Consider the following 15182-nt stretch of genomic DNA (forward strand, 5'->3'; position numbering starts at 1 on the left):
GCAGCCGCCACCCGGCAAAACACGGCACAATTATTTCTGAAACGGATGTACCTCCCGCCAGTGCTCCGCAATCTGCTGGCGGGTACAGACCCACACCCGCTCGTGCTGCTGCACGTAATCAAGAAACCGCTGCAGCGCGCGAAAACGCCCCGGACGCCCGAGCAGGCGGCAGTGCATGCCGATGGACATCATCTTCGGCGCGCTTTCCCCCTCTTCGTACAGCACGTCAAAACTGTCCTTCAGATACGTATAAAACTGCTCGGCGGTATTAAACCCCTGAGCGGTGGCGAAGCGCATGTCGTTTGCATCCAGCGTGTAGGGCACAATCAGGTGCGGTTTGCGGGTGCCGTCGCTACAGGCCACTTCCGTCCAGAAGGGTAAGTCGTCGCCGTAGTAGTCGCTGTCGTAGTCGAAGCCGCCATGCTCCACCACCAGCTGGCGCGTGTTGGGGCTGTCGCGCCCGGTGTACCAGCCGGTTGGCGGCTTGCCGAACAGGTCGGTCAACACCTGCACCGCTTTGTGCAGGTGTTCGCGCTCCTGTTGGATATCCATGTGCTGATAGTGTATCCAGCGCCAGCCGTGGCTCACCACGTCGTAATCCGCACCCTTGATTGCCTCGACGATCTCCGGGTGACGCGCCAGCGCCATCGCCACGCCAAAGACCGTCAGCGGCAGGCCGCGCTTTTGAAATTCACTGTGGATCCGCCAGAACCCGGCGCGGCTGCCGTATTCGTAGAGGGAGTCCATCGACATGTGTTTATCCGGGTAGCTGGCCGCACCGATGATGTCCGACAGGAATTGCTCGGAACCGGCATCGCCGTGCAGAACGTGGTTTTCCGCCCCTTCCTCATAATTGAGCACAAACTGCACGGCGATGCGCGCCTGATTCGGCCACCGCGCGTGCGGCGGGTTGCCTGCGTAACCGCGCAGATCCCGCGGGTAATCCTGTTCAAAAAGCGCCATTACGTCTCCCCTCACCTTCAAAATGGATTCAATGCCTGAAACTGTCCGCTTAACGCTTTTTTCTCCGGGAAGGCCAGATCCCCGTGCTTGCTGGTCGACAGCCCCAGCGCCACCAGCGATTCCACCATCTTCACCGCCGCGCTGACGCCGTCGATAACCGGCACGCGCAGCTCTCGGGTCAGCTCCTGCGCCAGCGTCGCCATGCCGCCGCAGCCCAGCACGATGGCGCCGCAGCCATCCTCTTTCAGCGCCTGTATACAGCGCGCGCGCACCTTCTCCTGCGCCAGACCGCTGCCGTCTTCCAGCGTCAGCACCGGGAGATCGATAGCGTGCAGCGCCGCGCAGCGATCCTGAAAACCATACTGGTGCAGCAGATGACGGGCAATAATCAGCGTGCGCGGCAGCGTGGTAACCACCGAAAAGCGCGTCGCCACCAGCGTCGCCATATGCATGGCGGCTTCCGCAATCCCTACCACCGGCCCCTGCGCCAGCTCGCGCGCCGCCAGCAGGCCCGGATCGCCAAAGCAGGCGATGACGTGACCCTCCACGCCCTGCTCTCTGCCGAGCTTGACCTGTTCGAGAACGCCCACGGCGGCGATGGCTTCATCAAAGTGGCCTTCTATAGACGGCACGCCCGCGCTCGGGCAGACCGCGAGGATCTCCGTCCCCGGTGCCGCCACCGCGCGGGCCGCCGCGCCGATGGTTTCCGTCATCGCGAGGCTGGTGTTGGGGTTGATTACTTGTATACAGACAGAGGACATTACGACTCCTTGTGGCCGGCAAACAGCCGGGCAAAATCAGGCAGGCACTCGCCCGCCCGCTCGAAGCAGAGGCTGGCGACGATATGTTCAAAATGGTGCATTAAGGCATCGCTGAGCGGCTGGAGCGCCTTCTGGCGCAGCAGATCCACAAGCTGTTCGTGATCGTTGCAGCGACAGCCCTGCCGCCACGGCGCGCCCCAGGTGGCAATCACCAGCGAGGAGCGCTGGCTCAGGCCGGTCACCATCTCCGTCAGCACCTGGTTGCCGGAGATCGCCTGCAGCTGAATGTGGAAATTGGCAGAGTGGCGGATCGCCGCCGGGCCGTCGTACGCCTCGTGCGCCTGCTGCTCCTGACGAATAATGGCCTCCAGCGCGGCAAGGTGCGGCGGCTGACAGCGGGCCAGCACGTCCGGCAGGTTGGCCACCTCCAGCAGGGCGCGGGTGCGGAAGATATGCTGCGCCTCTTCCACCGTCGGGCTGGCAACGTGTGCACCACGTTTGGGCGTTAAAGTGACCATTTGCACAGCCGCGAGTCGCTGCAGCACCTTTCGGATGCCCGTGCGACTTACGCCAAACACCTCGGCCAGCGCCTCTTCCGGCAGTTTGCTCCCCGGCAGCAGCTGATGTTCGACAATCGCGGTCATCAGCGCCTGAAAGATCGATTCATCTTTGTCATGCAGGTCTGGCGCGGTCTGCAGGGCGTTCATGTTGTTCATTCACCACTCCGTCTTTTACTCTTCGTTATCGAATCGTATACATAAAAATAAAATATTGCATACAAGATTTATTATTTTGGCCTGGATCCTGCAACACCGTCTGCACTCCCACTCAACGGGTTTTCATTCACAGGAGCAGGTTTCATGCCAAACAGTCAAAACGCGCAGCAGGGTACGGCCGCTGATTCCGGTGCGGTTTACAGCCCACGTCTTTGCAATGAGGATCTGGCACCGACGCGTGACCAGAACTGGAGCTGGTACAACATTTTTTCGTTCTGGATGTCGGACGTCCACAGCATGGGGGGTTATGTTGTCGCCGCGAGCTTCTTTACGCTCGGGCTGGCAAGCTGGCAGGTGCTGCTTTGCCTGCTGGTGGGGATTTGCATCGTGCAGCTGTGCGCCAACCTGGTGGCCAAACCGAGCCAGATGGCGGGCGTGCCTTATGCGGTGATAAGCCGTCAGGCGTTTGGCGTCTTCGGGGCCAATATTCCGGCGGTGATCCGCGGGCTGATTGCCTTCGCGTGGTATGGCATTCAGACCTATCTGGCCGCCAATGCCCTGATGCTGGTGGCGCTGAAGTTCTGGCCGTCGCTCTCTTCGCTTACCACCGGCGCGTTCCTGGGCCTGTCGCATCTGGGCTGGATCTGCTTTGCCATCATGTGGGTACTGCAGGCGATGGTCTTCTGGCACGGCATGAGCGCCATCAAGCGCTTTATTGATATCGCCGGTCCGGCGGTCTACGTGGTGATGCTGGCCCTTGCAGGCTGGATTGTATACAAGACCGGTTTTGACGGCATTTCCTTCACCCTCGCCAGCAAATCCCTGAGCGCGGGCGAGCAGACCTGGCAGATGATCACCGCGACCGCGCTAGTGGTGTCTTACTTCTCCGGCCCGCTGCTCAACTTTGGCGACTTCTCCCGCTACGGCAAAAGCATGGGCGAGATCCGCCGTGGCAACCGCTGGGGCCTGCCGTTTAACTTCCTGCTGTTCTCCATCGTCACCGTAGTCATTGTCTCCGGCACCCAGTCGCTGTTTGGCCGCATGATCACCGACCCGATCGAGACCGTCAGCCGCGTGGGCAACGATCTGGCCGTGGCGATTGGCCTGCTGACGATGATCACCGCCACCATCGGGATCAACATCGTCGCGAACTTCGTCTCCCCGGCGTTTGATTTCTCTAACTGCTCGCCGCAGAAAATCAGCTTCCGCACCGGGGGCATGATTGCCGCCGTCGGCTCGATCCTGCTCACCCCGTGGAACCTGTTCAACTCGCCGGAGCTTATCCACTACACCCTGGACGTGCTCGGGGCGTTCATCGGCCCGCTGTTCGGCATTCTGATTGCCGACTTCTACCTGATTAAACGCGGCAAGGTGTCGGTCGACGATCTGTTCGACGACACGCCAAAGGGCAAATATTGGTATCGCAACGGCTTTAACCCGAAAGCCATTGGCGCGCTGATCCCGTCCGTTGCCGTAGGCCTGGTGATTAGCTTCATCCCGGCTCTGCATGAGGTGGCGAACTTCAGCTGGTTCATCGGCGTCTTCCTCGGCGGCGTGACCTACCGCTGGCTGGCGCGGGAAGATCGCGAGACGGCGGGCGCAACGTCGTTCGGCTCCCGCGTGGCAACGCAAAAAGAGTAATCCCCTCCTTCCGGCCGCAGGGTATCTGCGGCCCGTCCATTTTTTGGCACCGTTCTTGCTGCGCCTTTTCACCCCGCTACGCAAACACGAAGGCAGGAACCATGATGGATTACCAGACAGCGATCCGCGGCGCATTTTTTGATATTGCCCAGGTCTGCGACAGCGCAGACGCGATTGCCCAACACGCGCGCTACCTTGAGGACGGGCTGCTATTTATACAGAGCGGGAAAATCCTGGCGCAGATGCCGTGGCAGGACGGCGAGCAGTATCTTGACCCCCACAAGGGCTACACCGACCTGCGCGGCAGGCTGCTGCTGCCCGGTTTTGTCGACACCCACGTCCATTACCCGCAAACGGAGATGATCGGCGCCTTTGGCGAACAGCTGCTGGAGTGGCTGACCACCTACACCTTTCCGGTGGAGAGCCAGTTTGCCGATGAAGCCTACGCGACAGAGATCGCCCAATTCTTTATTAACCAGCTGGTGAGCAACGGCACCACCACCGCGCTGGTGTTTTGCACGCTGCACCCGGAATCGGTCGAGGCGCTGTTTACCGAAGCCCTGCGCCTGAACATGCGCCTAATCGCCGGAAAGGTGATGATGGACAGGCACACGCCGGACTACCTGAGCGAAGACGCGAAGCAGAGCTACCGGCAGACGCGGGAGCTGATTCAGCGCTGGCACCACCGGGGGCGGCTGGGCTATGCCATTACGCCGCGCTTTGCCCCGACCTCATCCCCCGAGCTGCTTGCCGCGGTCAGCCTGCTCAGAGAGGAGTTCCCGGATACCTGGCTGCAGACCCACCTGAGCGAAAACCCCAACGAAGTGGCCTGGGTAAGCGACCTCTGGCCGGAACATGAGCGCTATCTGGACGTGTATCACCACTACGGCCTGACCGGCGAGCGCAGCGTGTTTGCCCACGCGATTCATCTACACCACAGCGAGTGGCAGTGCCTGCATGACACCGGTTCGGCGGTGGCGTTTTGCCCCACCTCGAACCTGTTTCTCGGCAGCGGGCTGTTTCGCCTGCCCGCCTGCTGGCAGCACAAGGTGCGGATGGGCATCGGCACCGACGTCGGCGCGGGCACCACCTTCAGCATGCTGCGCACCCTGGGGGAAGCCTACAAGGTCGGCCAGCTTCAGAGCTACCGCCTGCGCGCCAGCGAGGCGTTTTACCACGCCACGCTGGGCGGCGCGCACGCCCTCAGGCTGGACGATAAGATTGGCAACTTCGCGCCCGGCAAAGAGGCGGATTTCGTGGTTATCGATCCTGACGTGACGCCGCTGCAGCGCCTGCGTAATCGCCGCTGTCAGGATATCTACGAGCAGCTTTTCGTGCTGATGACCCTGGGCGACGAGCGCAACATCAGCGAGACCTGGGTTAACGGCGAGCGGGTATGGTCAACTGCCCCGGTAGGTTGACCACCCGCCGGGCGCAATCACAAACGGCAGGTGGAAGTGCTCGCCTGCCGTTTCTCCCGTCACAAAATCAATTTGCGCGCAGGGGTAGAGCGTGTCGCGACCGGTTTCGCTAAACCACGCGCCGATCTCCGCCACCAGCCGATAGCGGCCTTTTGGCAGGAAAGGGACAAACTCGGTGATGCGACCATTTACGTTGGTCACGCCCGTCGCCATGATTTCGCCCTCCCGTTCGAGATGAACCGTCACGCCCTCTGCGGGTTGGCCCGTCGAGATATCCAGAATATGGGTACTGAGTGTGCTCATTCGCTAATGACTCCTTCCAGACGTAGTAACGTAATTTCCCGCAGCTGTTCCAGTGCAGCCCGTACTTCCTGCGCATCGCTGTTTTCAAGCCGCGCGCGCAGCGCCTGTAAAATGTCTTCGCCGCTGCGGCCCTTCGCGCGGATTAGAAAGACGCGCCCGAAGCGAGCTTCGTAGCGGGCATTCCCCTCGCGCAGCGCCTGAGCAAGGTCAGCATCACCTTCATTCACCGCGCCCTGCTCCTGGCGCGACAGCGCCGCCTCTGCCTGTGAGCCCGCCGGCTTTTCCCCGATGCGTGGATGGGCGCTCAGGGCCTGCGCTAGCGCCGCGTCGTCCCAGGCGTGCGTCAGCGCTTTCGCCGTACTGAACAATTCGTCCCGGTTGGCGTAGGGCCGCCCCAGAGCCAGCGCGTCGGCCCAGCCGGGGAGCGCCACGCAAGGGTGAATCAGCGCTAACGCCTTTTCGTGGGAAAGATGATTGAACTCGTGCAGTGCGATCATAGCGTCTCCTTTATTGTCATCCTCCGGGTTCTTGCACAAACCACGCCATTCTGAGCGCAGGTGTGAAACAGTCGATTCCGTAGAGCTCAACAGGAAATTATTGATTCATAAAAAGGCACCTTCACCGCGTTTGCGCACCTTAGCAGTGCAAACTCACCGCTCACAACGCAGTTTTCGCCACTCTGCAGCCTGGTACGCAAATTGCTGAATGTTTTTACACCCTGCAAAAGGAGAGAAGCATGAAAGCAATCGTTATAGGTGCGGGAATTGGCGGCCTGAGCGCCGCCGTCGCGCTGAAGAAAGCGGGCATCGACTGTACCGTGTTTGAAGCCGTAAGAGAGATCAGGCCCGTCGGGGCGGCCATCTCCATCTGGCCTAACGGCGTGAAATGCATGCAGCACCTCGGCATGGGCGACATCATCGAGACTTACGGCGGTCCGATGCGTTTTATGGCCTACAAAGATTACCGGCGCGGCGAGACCCTGACCCGCTTTAGCCTTGCCCCGCTGGTTGAGCGTACCGGAGGGCGTCCCTGCCCCGTCTCGCGCGCTGAACTCCAGCGCGAAATGCTGGACTTCTGGGGTCGCGACAGGGTGCAGTTCGGCAAGCGTGTGGAACACGTTCAGGAAGACGACGCGGGCGTGAGCGTGACCTTTACCGATGGCAGCACGGCAACAGGCGATTTTCTGATTGCCGCCGACGGCAGCCACTCGGCGGTTCGTCCGTACGTGCTGGGATACACCCCGGAGCGCCGCTACGCCGGGTACGTGAACTGGAACGGGCTGGTGAAGATTAATGAAGAGATAGCCCCGGCGCACCAGTGGACCACCTTCGTTGGCGAAGGTAAACGCGTGTCGCTGATGCCCGTCTCCGGCGGTCGTTTCTACTTCTTTTTTGACGTGCCGCTGCCCGCGGGCCTGGCAGAGGATCGCACCACCCTGCGCGCCGATCTCACGGGCTACTTCCGCGGCTGGGCGCCGCCGGTGCAGACGCTTATCGCGGCGCTGGATCCCGAGACCACCAACCGCATTGAAATCCACGACATTGAGCCGTTCGACAGCCTGGTGCGCGGCAACGTCGCCCTGCTCGGCGATGCCGCGCACAGCACCACGCCGGATATCGGCCAGGGCGGCTGTGCGGCGATGGAAGACGCCGTGGTGCTGGGGGAGTGCCTGCGTGAAAACCACAGCATTACGCTGGCGCTGCGGCAGTACGAGGCGCTGCGCTGCGACCGGGTGCGCGACCTGGTGCTGAAGGCGCGTAAACGCTGCGACGTCACCCACGGGAAAGACATGGCGTTGACGCAGGCCTGGTATCAGGAGCTCAAAGAGGAGACCGGCGAGCGCATCATCAACGGTCTGTGCGAGACCATTCAGGGCGGCCCGTTAGGCTGAATGCAAGAGGGACAACGATGAAAAGAGAACCGACTCCACCCGCCCACTGCACGTTTGAGCCAGAGGACTGGCTGCGCCTGGCGAAATGCTGGCACCCGGTCGCACGCGCCTGCGACGTCGGCCCGGCGCCGGTCAAGGCGACCCTGCTGGATGAACAGCTGGTGATTTACCGGATCCACGACCAGGTCGTGGTCGCCCGTGACGTCTGTCCGCACCGCGGCGTGCCGCTGACGCTCGGCTTTCACGACGAGCACGGGATCATCTGCCCCTACCACGGCCTACGCTTCGGGGAGGACGGGCGCTGCAACCGTATTCCGTCCAGCCCCGACCAGCCCGTTCCGGCGAAGCTGAACCTGATTAACTACGCCGTGGAGGAGCGCTTCGGCCTGATCTGGACCTGCCTGGCGTTTGACCCGGACAATCCTGCGCCGCTGCCGACCATGCCGCACTGGGATGACGCCGGATTTCAGCAGATCAACTGCCCGGCGTTTGAGGTGAATGGCTTCGCCGGGCGACAGGTGGAGGGGTTTCTGGACGTGGCGCACTTTGCGTGGATCCACACCGATACCTTTGCCGATCCCAATAATCAGCTTGTGCCCGCCTATCAGCCGCAGGAGACGCCGTTCGGCTTCGTGGCGGATTACTGGAGCTCCGTGAGCAACTATCCCGCCGGTTCACCCGTGCAGGTGCCAGAAGGGTTCCAGTGGCTGCGCCATTTTGAAATGCATCTGCCGTTTACCGCCACTCTGACGATTCATTTTCCGGGAGAGTCGAGACTGGTCATCATGAACGCCGCGTCGCCCGTGTCATCGCGCGTGACCCGCATGTTCGCCCCTATTGCGCGCAACCTTGACCTGCATATTCCGGTGGAAGACGTGCATGCCTTTAACCTGCGCATCTTCGAAGAGGATCGCCTGATGGTGGAAACTCAGCGTCCGGAAAGCCTGCCGCTGGACCTGACGCTGGAAGCTCATATTCCCGCTGACAAAAGCTCAATAGCCTACCGTCGGGGACTGAAAAAAATGGGCTTTGGCGAGTTTTTCCTGGTATGACGGAGGCCGATATGCTGAGCGTGATTGTTGACGGGCTGTGGCGCGAGGGCGACAAAAGCCTCGCCGTCAGGCTGGTGTCTGAAGACGGTAAAGCATTGCCGACGTGGCAGCCCGGCGCGCACATTGACGTCCACCTGCCCTGCGGCGTGGTGCGCCAGTATTCCCTGACCGGGCCATGTCAGGACGAGAGCTATCTTATCTGCGTGGGGCGGGAAACCGCCTCGCGCGGCGGGTCGCGCTACGTTCACGAGACGCTGCGTCCCGGGCAGAAGCTGATGATTTCCGCCCCGCGCAATCTGTTTCCGCTTGGTCAGGCAGAGCGGGTTTTGCTGCTGGCGGCAGGAATTGGCATTACACCGCTGTATGCGATGGCCCTGCAGCTGAAGGCGGCCGGAACGCCGTTTACCCTGCACTATTACGTCAAAAACCGCGAAAGCGCGGCGTTTGCGCGCGAACTCTCGCAGTGCGGTGAGTGCATCATTCATACCGCCAGCCCGCGCATAGTGCTGGGTGAGCATATTCCGGTGCCGGAGGTAGGATTTCATGCCTGGGTGTGTGGACCAGCGGGTTTTATGGAAAAAGTGCGTGAGGTGGCCACAGCGAAGGGATGGGATGACGCCCATCTTCACAGCGAGGCGTTTCAGCCCGCTGCTCCTGCCGCAGGCGGTGAAACCGGCGAGATCTTCACGGTCAAACTGGCCTCCACCGGCGAGCGCTGGCCGGTGCCTGCGGATAAAACCATCGCCCAGGTATTGCAGGAAAACGGTGTAGACGTGCCGCTGTCGTGTGAAATGGGGATTTGCGGTGCGTGCCTGACGCCGGTGATTGACGGCGTGGTGGATCACCGGGATAGCGTGCAGTCGGAGGCGGAAAAAGGCGCGCCGGACCAGCAGGTGGCGCTGTGCTGTTCCCGAAGCCATTCCGGTGAACTGGTGATTGCGCTGTAAAACGAAAAAACCCTGCGATACTGCTATCGCAGGGTTTTCGAATTTGGCGGAAGCGTAGAGATTCGAACTCTAGAACCCTTTCGGGTCGCCGGTTTTCAAGACCGGTGCCTTCAACCGCTCGGCCACGCTTCCAAAGTGAGGCGCACTATAAACACCTATTAGCGCCTTGTAAAGCAGGAATTTTTCGATTTCTACGCGCCTGCGCAAAACTCATTCAGCCGAGGTGTAAAACGCAGGGCCTGCTCCCCCGTGGCCAGCGTGCGTATGGCTGCTTTTAACGGGAATGAAACCTTCTACTTCTGGTATTTCTCCTACACTTTAAAGGTTCTACCGGTACGGTGAACGTGAAAAAGCCGGATCAATCAGGGCGATGAGGATTCAAGCCTTTCAGCCTGCGATCATGTTGCCTTTAACTGAGGAGTTTGCGGTATGGCATTCGTAACAACGAAAGACGGCGTCAACATTTTCTACAAAGACTGGGGGTCAAAAGAGGCGCAACCCATTGTTTTCCATCACGGCTGGCCGTTGAGTGCCGATGACTGGGATAACCAGATGCTCTTCTTCCTTGCGGAAGGCTATCGCGTTATCGCTATCGACCGTCGTGGTCATGGGCGTTCGGATCAGGTGAGTGAAGGCCACGATATGGATCATTATGCCTCCGATGCGTCGGCCGTGGTTGAAAGCCTGGACCTGCGCAACGCCGTGCACGTGGGCCACTCCACCGGCGGCGGCCAGGTCGCCCGCTACGTTGCACAGTACGGACAACCGCAGGGGCGCGTCGCCAAAGCGGTGCTCGTCAGCGCCGTCCCGCCTCTGATGGTAAAAACGGATGCTAACCCCGGTGGGACGCCCATCGAGGTTTTCGACGGCTTCCGCAAAGCGCTGGCGGCCAACCGCGCCCAGTTTTACCTCGACGTCGCCAGCGGTCCTTTCTACGGCTTTAATCGGGACGGGGCCGACGTTTCGCAGGGCACGATTCAGAACTGGTGGCGCCAGGGAATGATCGGAAGTGCCAAGGCTCACTATGAGGGAATTAAGGCGTTTTCAGAGACCGACCAGACGGAGGATTTAAAAGCCATCACGGTTCCCGTACTGGTGCTGCAGGGCGACGACGATCAGGTCGTGCCGTATAAAAATGCCTCTCTACTGCAGGACAAGCTGCTGGCGAACAGCGTACTGAAAGTTTATCCGGGCTTCCCGCACGGGATGCATACCACTCATGCGGATACTATCAACGCGGACATTCTGGCCTTTATCCGCTCTTAGACGTGACCTTTCTTGTTTTTGCCGGGTGGCGCTGCGCTTATCCGGCCTAGATTTCGCACGATCCACCGTAGGCCAACGCCACCCAAGGGTGGCGTTGTTTATTCCGTTTACTGATTATCAAGCTGGGCGCGAACGTTGTTCAGCCCGGTGGTATTGATGCGATAAGGCTGCCCGTTCACGGATCGGATCAGTTTTTTAGTGCGGAGTTTTTTAAAGACGTTAAGCGTGCAGTCGCTCAGCACCAGCCCTTCACGGGTGTAGCACTCAACGGACGTGACGCGGCCAGAACTGTCGCGGACGTGCACAATACGTCCACCTTTGGCGAGAACGTGTAAGGTACGTTGTTCCTGACGGGATAAATTCATACTGGAAAACCTGTGTAATCATCATGCGTAAAAACGAGCCCACACCTGCAGGTGCGTGCGTAAGGTTTAAGCGCAGCGATAACCAGTCCGTCCTGAAAAGAGCGGGAAACTGATTATCTGATGAAAACATTCTCCAGCATCAAAGCCTCGGTGAGAGATAGCAAGATATTTACGGCGTGAATGATAACGCCTGTTTTATATAGGGGAATAGCGGTTTTTTAAAAATGTGAGCCGGATCGGCCAATGCAAAAGAAAAACCCCAGATTGACGAGCAACCTGGGGTTTAAATTTGGCGGAAGCGTAGAGATTCGAACTCTAGAACCCTTTCGGGTCGCCGGTTTTCAAGACCGGTGCCTTCAACCGCTCGGCCACGCTTCCTAAGTGAGGCGAACTATAAACACCTCTCTGCATGCTGTAAAGAGCAACGGCATTCGTTCGCTTTAAAAATAGCCAATACGCGTTTAATCGGTTGAATTGACAACGTATTGGCCATTTTCTCAGCACAACATGCAGCGTTCAGGCTTAGTGCTTCTTGATGTACATATCTTTGGTGTAGTAGTACCCCAGCTTATCCGGCGTGAATCCGCCCACCCACGGTTTCACCAGGTGTGTACGCACGTAGTGATAGACCGGGATCGCAGGCACGTCGCGCCCTAAAAGATCCTCTGCCTGCTGGTAGAATTTGCCGCGCTCTTCCGGCGTTTTCGCTTTCGCCGCGTTGACTAACGCCTGGTCATACTCCGGGTTGCTGTACTGGCTGGTGTTTTCACTGTCTCCGGTACGGTAGTTGTTGAGGAACGTCGCCGCATCATCGTAATCCGCAATCCAGGCGTAGCGCACCACGTCAAAGTTGTGGGTGTGCATGGTATCCAGCATGGTTTTCCACTCCTGATTTTGCAGCTTCGCCTCCACGCCGAGATTTTTCTTCCACATTGAGCTGGCCGCGATGGCAATGCGCTGGTGCGATTCAGACGTGTTGTAGAGCAGACTAAAGCGCAGCGGGTGGCTGGCGTTAAAACCGGCTTCGTCCAGCAGTTTTTTGGCTTCGGCAATGCGTTTTTCCATCGGCCAGCTGGCGTAATCCGGGTTTTTTAGCGTGATACCGCCGATATCCGGCTGGCTGACGAGCCACGCCGGGCGCTGCCCCTGCCCTAACACTTTCTCCGCGATGATGTCTTTATCCAGCGCCATGTTCAGCGCCCTACGCACGCGGGCATCATTAAACGGCGGACGGGTGGTATTGAACTCATACCAGTACGTGGCAAGCTGTGGAGAAACATCCAGTTCGCTGCCCAGCGTTTTCTTGAGCTGCGCAAACTGATTGATCGGCACCGTATAAACGATGTCGATTTCACCGGCCTTATAGCGGTTCACATCCGAGGCTTCAGAGGTGATGGGCAGGTACGTCACCTTATTGATAACGGTATGCGGGTTATCCCAGTAGCGCGGGTTGCGTTCGGCCACAATGCGCTCGTTGACCACCCACTGCGACAGTTTATAAGCACCGCTGCTGACGAAATGCTCGGGTTTGGTCCATTTATCACCGAAACGCCCAATCAGCACTTTATCCACCGGCACCAGCGAAGGGTGCGCCAGCATCGCCAGGAAAGCGGCATTTGGCTGGGTGAGCGTGACTTCAAGCGTAGTGTCGTTGATGGCTTTCACGCCCAGTTTATCGGGCGCTTGTTTACCCTGCGCAATCTCTGCAGCGTTGATGATGTGCATGTTGCCCGGATAGCTGGCGTACGGCGAAGCGGTTTTAGGGTCGACCAGACGCTGCCAGCTCCAGACCACATCTTCTGCAGTAATGGGGGTGCCGTCGCTCCAGGTGATGTCAGGACGCAGATGGAACGTCCAGACGGTGTTGTCTTTGTTCTCCCATTTCTCCGCCAGCCGCGGCTGGATATCACCGTTCGGAGAAACGCTGACCAGCCCTTCGAATAAATCGCTGATAATATTGAATTCGACATCGCTTTCGACTTTATGGGGGTCAAGCGATGAGGGTTCACTGCCGTTGTTCCTGACCAGTTCCTGCTTCTCTGCCAGTTGCGTTCCTGCCGGCACGTTAGCCGCCCAGCTTGCCGTGCTGGTGCACAGTATGGCCGCGGTTAACAAAGAGAGTGTAAAGTTAGTGCGTGTTTGTGGTTTCATATCCTTCGCCTTATTGTCTGTTTTATGACGATCCGGGAATAACTCTTAGCGCCCGCATTGAAATAAGGCAATATTTTTCAGTAACCTATAAGAGGTTGATCTGAATAAAATTCGTAATCCGCTGTTCATCCTGTGGGAAATGATTTTCGCAGAAGAAATAACCAGCATCAGCGCTAACGTGCTGAGTAAAGATGGGTAAAACCACTTTGAGACTGGCGCGCCGTTTCCTATTCTTGCCGTTAATTACATCTGTCATAAGAGAGTGACTCATGGATCGTATAATTACATCTTCACGCGACCGCACATCGCTACTCAGTACCCACAAGGTGCTGCGCAATACCTATTTCATGCTTAGCCTGACGCTGGCGTTTTCGGCGATCACCGCCACCGCCAGCACCGTGCTGATGCTGCCGTCTCCGGGGCTGATCCTGACGCTGGTGGGGATGTATGGCCTGATGTTCCTGACCTACAAAACTGCTGACAAACCGGTTGGTATTCTGTCTGCGTTTGCCTTCACTGGCTTCCTGGGCTACATCCTGGGGCCGATGCTGAATGCGTATCTGTCTGCCGGGATGGGCGACCTTATCGGTATGGCGCTGGGCGGTACCGCGCTGGTGTTCTTCTGCTGCTCGGCCTACGTGCTGACTACCCGTAAGGACATGTCCTTCCTCGGCGGTATGCTGATGGCGGGCGTCGTGGTCGTGCTGGTGGGTATGGTGGCAAACATCTTCCTGCAGCTGCCTGCCCTGCACCTGGCAATTAGCGCCGTATTTATTCTGATTTCTTCAGGTGCCATCCTGTTTGAAACCAGCAACATCATTCGCGGCGGTGAGACGAACTATATCCGCGCTACCGTGAGCCTGTACGTGTCGCTGTATAACATCTTCGTCAGCCTGCTGAGCATTCTGGGCTTCGCCAGCCGCGATTAAAGCTACAGCAATGTAAACCTGGCCCCGCTTATGCGGGGCTTTGTTTTTTGATACACTGCTGCGGTTTTTGACTGATGCGTGAATGATTATGTTGAGTTTTGAAGGCAAAGAGATCGAGACCGATAACGACGGTTATCTCAAAGAGAGTGGCCAGTGGAGCGAAGCGCTGGCAGCGGTGATTGCGGAGAAAGAGGGTATCGTCCTTTCCCCCGAACACTGGGAAGTGGTGCGTTTTGTGCGCGAGTTCTATCTCGAATTCAACACCTCTCCGGCTATTCGTATGCTGGTCAAAGCCATGGCCAATAAATTCGGCGAAGAGAAAGGTAACAGCCGTTATCTGTATCGCCTGTTTCCAAAAGGCCCGGCAAAACAGGCAACAAAGATTGCTGGCCTGCCTAAGCCGGTGAAGTGCATTTAATAGCGAATACCGAAGTTAACGTACTCCCGACCGGGTTGATGCGGTTCCGTTAAAACCTTATCAACCCGCGCACTTCGCGGCCCGCCCGCTTTCAGCCACGCCAGCAGCTTCTCAACCTGTTCTTCTTCACCACAGGCCAGTACCTCTACGCTGCCGTCGTCCATATTACGTGCATATCCCGTTAACCCTAGCTGTACGGCTTCGCGCTGGGTACTGTAACGGAAGCCGACACCCTGAACGACGCCGTAAACCCAGGCGATGGTGCACACGTTTGACATCGTTATTCTCCTTATCCGTCCGGAGCGCAGCCCGCCCCTCTTTCTATTCGAATTCAAAGAATAGCAAATTATGCCGGTTT

The 15182-nt window shown here is 58.6% G+C and carries 15 protein-coding genes, 2 tRNA genes and 1 pseudogene; 8 read left to right on the plus strand and 10 right to left on the minus strand.

The window, feature by feature from the left end; all coding sequences use genetic code 11:
* Nucleotides 1–30: 30 nt before the first annotated feature.
* From puuE to AC2T6E_RS05280, 3 genes and pseudogenes are all read right to left on the minus strand, one after another.
* Nucleotides 31–930, minus strand: a complete 900-nt coding sequence (gene puuE, locus AC2T6E_RS05270; RefSeq protein WP_235028107.1) for an allantoinase PuuE — start codon at nucleotides 928–930, stop codon at nucleotides 31–33.
* Nucleotides 848–1724: pseudogene (gene hpxA, locus AC2T6E_RS05275) on the minus strand (allantoin racemase). The gene puuE and the pseudogene hpxA overlap by 83 nt, the downstream one beginning before the upstream one ends.
* Complete coding sequence (locus AC2T6E_RS05280) at nucleotides 1724–2440, minus strand: GntR family transcriptional regulator (RefSeq protein ID WP_218307998.1); 717 nt, start codon at nucleotides 2438–2440, stop codon at nucleotides 1724–1726. The pseudogene hpxA and the gene AC2T6E_RS05280 overlap by 1 nt, the downstream one beginning before the upstream one ends.
* 144 nt (nucleotides 2441–2584) lie before the next feature.
* Between AC2T6E_RS05280 and AC2T6E_RS05285 the strand changes: the two genes are divergently transcribed.
* Complete coding sequence (locus AC2T6E_RS05285; RefSeq protein ID WP_023335187.1) at nucleotides 2585–4081, plus strand: NCS1 family nucleobase:cation symporter-1; 1497 nt, start codon at nucleotides 2585–2587, stop codon at nucleotides 4079–4081.
* Between the two features lie 104 nt (nucleotides 4082–4185).
* Complete coding sequence (gene guaD, locus AC2T6E_RS05290) at nucleotides 4186–5502, plus strand: guanine deaminase (RefSeq protein ID WP_431642013.1); 1317 nt, start codon at nucleotides 4186–4188, stop codon at nucleotides 5500–5502.
* On the opposite strand, the gene uraH is transcribed toward guaD, so the two are convergent.
* Both uraH and uraD read right to left on the minus strand, forming a co-directional pair.
* Entirely contained in the window at nucleotides 5482–5805 is a 324-nt protein-coding gene (uraH, locus tag AC2T6E_RS05295) for a hydroxyisourate hydrolase (protein WP_211446586.1), read from the minus strand. The genes guaD and uraH overlap by 21 nt on opposite strands.
* Nucleotides 5802–6302 carry a 2-oxo-4-hydroxy-4-carboxy-5-ureidoimidazoline decarboxylase gene (gene uraD, locus AC2T6E_RS05300; protein WP_316383364.1) on the minus strand — a complete coding sequence of 167 codons (501 nt, stop codon included), beginning with the start codon at nucleotides 6300–6302 and terminating at the stop codon, nucleotides 5802–5804. The genes uraH and uraD overlap by 4 nt, the downstream gene beginning before the upstream one ends.
* Nucleotides 6303–6541: 239 nt before the next feature.
* Between uraD and hpxO the strand changes: the two genes are divergently transcribed.
* The 3 genes from hpxO to AC2T6E_RS05315 are packed head-to-tail and all read left to right on the plus strand — an operon-like array spanning nucleotide 6542 to nucleotide 9695.
* Nucleotides 6542–7696 (plus strand): FAD-dependent urate hydroxylase HpxO, encoded by a 1155-nt coding sequence (gene hpxO, locus AC2T6E_RS05305; RefSeq protein ID WP_126816797.1) that lies wholly within the window; start codon nucleotides 6542–6544, stop codon nucleotides 7694–7696.
* A 17-nt stretch (nucleotides 7697–7713) separates the two neighbouring features.
* Nucleotides 7714–8748: a molybdenum cofactor-independent xanthine hydroxylase subunit HpxD gene (hpxD, locus tag AC2T6E_RS05310; RefSeq protein WP_316383363.1), complete on the plus strand. Its 1035-nt coding sequence runs from the start codon at nucleotides 7714–7716 to the stop codon at nucleotides 8746–8748.
* Between the two features lie 11 nt (nucleotides 8749–8759).
* The gene (locus AC2T6E_RS05315; protein ID WP_316383362.1) at nucleotides 8760–9695 is read left to right on the plus strand and encodes a PDR/VanB family oxidoreductase; all 936 of its coding nucleotides are present in this window, start codon (nucleotides 8760–8762) and stop codon (nucleotides 9693–9695) included.
* A 44-nt stretch (nucleotides 9696–9739) separates the two neighbouring features.
* Here the strand turns inward: AC2T6E_RS05315 and AC2T6E_RS05320 are convergent.
* Nucleotides 9740–9827, minus strand: a tRNA-Ser gene (locus AC2T6E_RS05320).
* Nucleotides 9828–10124: 297 nt separating this feature from the next.
* Between AC2T6E_RS05320 and AC2T6E_RS05325 the strand changes: the two genes are divergently transcribed.
* Nucleotides 10125–10961 (plus strand): alpha/beta fold hydrolase, encoded by an 837-nt coding sequence (locus AC2T6E_RS05325; protein ID WP_010429396.1) that lies wholly within the window; start codon nucleotides 10125–10127, stop codon nucleotides 10959–10961.
* A gap of 107 nt (nucleotides 10962–11068) precedes the next feature.
* Here the strand turns inward: AC2T6E_RS05325 and AC2T6E_RS05330 are convergent, their stop codons facing one another.
* The 3 genes from AC2T6E_RS05330 to AC2T6E_RS05340 all read right to left on the minus strand — a co-directional run bounded on the left by AC2T6E_RS05330 (nucleotide 11069) and on the right by AC2T6E_RS05340 (nucleotide 13477).
* A complete protein-coding gene (locus AC2T6E_RS05330; RefSeq protein WP_120158495.1) occupies nucleotides 11069–11326 on the minus strand; it encodes a YjhX family toxin in 258 nt (85 codons plus the stop codon).
* Between the two features lie 290 nt (nucleotides 11327–11616).
* Nucleotides 11617–11704 (minus strand) — tRNA-Ser (locus tag AC2T6E_RS05335).
* Between the two features lie 144 nt (nucleotides 11705–11848).
* The gene (locus AC2T6E_RS05340; protein WP_126816802.1) at nucleotides 11849–13477 is read right to left on the minus strand and encodes an ABC transporter substrate-binding protein; all 1629 of its coding nucleotides are present in this window, start codon (nucleotides 13475–13477) and stop codon (nucleotides 11849–11851) included.
* A gap of 269 nt (nucleotides 13478–13746) precedes the next feature.
* Here AC2T6E_RS05340 and yccA point away from each other — a divergent pair, with 269 nt between their 5' ends.
* Both yccA and tusE read left to right on the plus strand, forming a co-directional pair.
* Nucleotides 13747–14406 carry an FtsH protease modulator YccA gene (gene yccA / locus AC2T6E_RS05345; protein WP_023335168.1) on the plus strand — a complete coding sequence of 220 codons (660 nt, stop codon included), beginning with the start codon at nucleotides 13747–13749 and terminating at the stop codon, nucleotides 14404–14406.
* Nucleotides 14407–14494: 88 nt separating this feature from the next.
* Entirely contained in the window at nucleotides 14495–14824 is a 330-nt protein-coding gene (gene tusE / locus AC2T6E_RS05350) for a sulfurtransferase TusE (RefSeq protein WP_010429378.1), read from the plus strand.
* Here tusE and yccX read toward each other — a convergent pair.
* A complete protein-coding gene (gene yccX / locus AC2T6E_RS05355; protein ID WP_120158493.1) occupies nucleotides 14821–15102 on the minus strand; it encodes an acylphosphatase in 282 nt (93 codons plus the stop codon). The two genes, tusE and yccX, sit on opposite strands and share 4 nt — an antisense overlap.
* Nucleotides 15103–15182 lie beyond the last annotated feature (80 nt).

This window comes from Enterobacter sp. B79-1 (assembly GCF_057444735.1).